This window comes from uncultured Enorma sp. (genome assembly GCA_905210055.1).
Taxonomy (GTDB): domain Bacteria; phylum Actinomycetota; class Coriobacteriia; order Coriobacteriales; family Coriobacteriaceae; genus Enorma.
Genome location: CAJLVH010000189.1, coordinates 1 through 2,693, shown reverse-complemented (window position 1 = coordinate 2,693; position 2,693 = coordinate 1). Strand labels below are relative to the sequence as shown.

Here is a 2,693-nt window from a genome sequence, read left to right as displayed (position 1 = left end):
CCGCCGTTCCCGCCGGTCGAGCCGCCACCGTTGCCGCCGTTCCCGCCGGTCGAACCACCATCCCCGCCTTGCGACCCGTCGCCCGACGGCTTCTCTTCCTCGGTGGGAATGGTCGCCGTCGCCGTCGCGACGAGATGGTGGTCGTCGGCGACGTTCGTATCGGTAGAGAGCGTCTCGAGCGCTCCCGCAGCGAGCTGCGGCACCGGCTGCCCGAAGAGCTCGATGCTGGGAACGAGGCCTGCCACCGTGGCGCCCAGGTCGAGGCCGAGCATGGAACCGGTGAGAAGCTCAACAAGATCGGCAAGCGTTTTGACCTTGCCAAGAAGGAGGGGGCCGACGACAAGGCCGCCAATAACGTTGCTGCCCTCCTGCTTAATAAGCTCCGAGGGAACGCAGGCGACCTGCTCGGCAAGCACCATGAACGCGGAGTCTGCTTCAAGCAAAGCATTGACCTGCGCGCCCACAAGTGTGCCGAGCAGGTTATCGTTCCGGATGCTCGCGATGGCAGACGAAACCGCCTCGCCGCCAGGCTGCTCATTGCCAAGCAGGTGATCTTGATAGGCGAAGTCGACAAGTCCGAGCACCGAGTACGTGTCGTTGACCTGGCTGTTGAGGAGGTCTTTGACAAGGTTGGAAACGATGTCGCGCAGCGCTTGCTGCCCACCGTTCGTTGTGTCGAGAAGAACCTTTTGGTCGAGCTCGTTCAGAAGGGCATCGAGGAAGGTCGAGAAGTCGTCCGCATTGATGTACAGGGCGCATTCATCACCCTCCGCCATGGTGGACGGAGTCGAACTGAGCACGTCGATGATCTGCTGTTCCTCTGCGGGCGTGAAGTTGATGTCGAGGGCGCTCGCAGTCGCCGGCGTTTCGGCGAGCTGCCACGCCTCGATACGACCAGATTCGGCGTTGAAGAAAAGGGCAACGTCGACTTGCATGATGAGGATCTTCTTCGAGATGTAGAAGCCCTGTGCAATAGCATCCTCGATCGAAGTGGGAAGGAAGCTTGTGAGGAGCGACCACAGCTGTCCGTTAAGCGCGGAGGCTTCGCAACCCAAAAGGCCGGCGATCGTCGCCTTTATGCCGTTCCCGGCTTCAACTTGGGCAAGCAGCGGATCCACCACGTAGCCGTTGAGCATCGTGGTGACCGACTCCACCGTGAGTGTGCGCTCCTTGCCGTAGGCGGTGATGTCCGCGGAGTCCACCTCGACGAGTCCGCCCTGGCTTGCCAGATCGAAGCTCACCGTGTCGAGCGGCTTCGAGTCAACGGTAAGCGTGCATTCGAGCTCGTCGCCCTTCTGCATAAATTCGAAGGAGCCCGTGCGCATGTAGGAGGGGTACGTCACGAGCGAGCCGGTTTCGATGTCGTAGACGGTGTTGCCGGCGGCGGAGGTGTGCGCGGCGATGTCGTTCGCGTGCATGTGCCCGGTGAACACGGCGGAGATGCCGGCGTCCGCGTAGGCTTCGGCTACGGCCGTGTAGCTCAGGTTCTTATTGACGAGATATTCGCCGAAGATCTCGTCCTCATAGCCGAAGTGCTCGACGATGCCGTGGTGCTGCATGGCCACGACCACATTGCCGGCGGCCTTCGCGGCTTTCGCCTGGGCGCACACCCAGTCGAGGAGTTCCTGCGTCATGCCGTCCTGCGTCTCCTGGGCGAGCGTACCGTCGCCGCCGTCGAGGTTGTAGCTGCAGGAGTCCACGACGATAAGCGTGAGACCGGGGCAGGGGCGCACCACGTAGGAGAGGCTGCCGTCGCGCGTACCTTCTTTGTCGAAAAACGCCGTGGCCTCGGGGTAGCCGAAGTCCGCCCAGATATCGGTTTTGTACTCCGTAGGGTTGGTGCGCTGGGCGTTCGGCGCGACAGTGTCTTCGGCGCCGGCGGAAGCGAAGTCTTTTGCGTGGTGGTTGTTGAGGTCGTGGTTGCCGTTGATGACGTAGAACTTGGTTTGCTTACCGGTTGCCTCGAAGATTGCCTCCTGGGCGCGGCGATACCGTTCGGCGACTTGTTCGTGGCAGAGGTATTCGCCGTCCTTCGTGAGGTCGCCCGGGACGATCACCATATCGGGCGCCTGCTCGACAACTACGTCGAGCGCGCGGTCGAGGATGTCGGCGCTTTCGCTGAACATCTTACGGTCGGAGTTTTCGGCAATCTCATACGAGGCGTTCTTCGCGATGAGGTCGGGCGAGAGGTAGTGGACGTCGCTCATGACGGCGAAGGTGAACTTCTCGGGGTAGGCGGTCGGCGTCTCAGCGGCCGCTGCGGTTGAGGGGAGGGCGCTCGCGGCGGCAGCAGTTCCGCCGGCGGCGATGACGAGCTTGAGGAAGTTGCGTCGGCTCACGTCGCATGGCGAAGGGGCGCTAAGCTCCGTGTTGGTAGGCTCCTGGGTAAACGACATAGTTCTCCAATCTTTAGCACATCTTCTACCTGGTCGATTCGCCCGAAATCGGATGCGCGGGTGCTGGAGAACGCCCGCCGGGAGCCGGAGGGCGGATGCGCTGCCGCTGCGCACCGTCGATACGGGCACACGGCGTTTAGTATCGCGTTCGCGTGTAAGGCGTCCGCAAGCGGCGCACGAGCATCGCATTAACACTTCGTCAAGAATGAAAGCGATTTGTTTTGGCGGGGTGCTAGCAAAATGCCCGGCACCACAAGGACGCCGGGCGTGCAAGTCGCATGGCGGAGAGAGAGGGAT

1 protein-coding gene is annotated in these 2,693 nt (G+C 62.1%); it reads right to left on the bottom strand.

Annotated elements, in window-relative coordinates; all coding sequences use genetic code 11:
* Window positions 1-2,396, bottom strand: a 2,396-nt coding sequence (locus QZ079_RS08995; RefSeq protein WP_297037512.1) for a metallophosphoesterase, incomplete at its 3' end; no start/stop codon positions are given.
* Window positions 2,397-2,693: the final 297 nt, after the last annotated feature.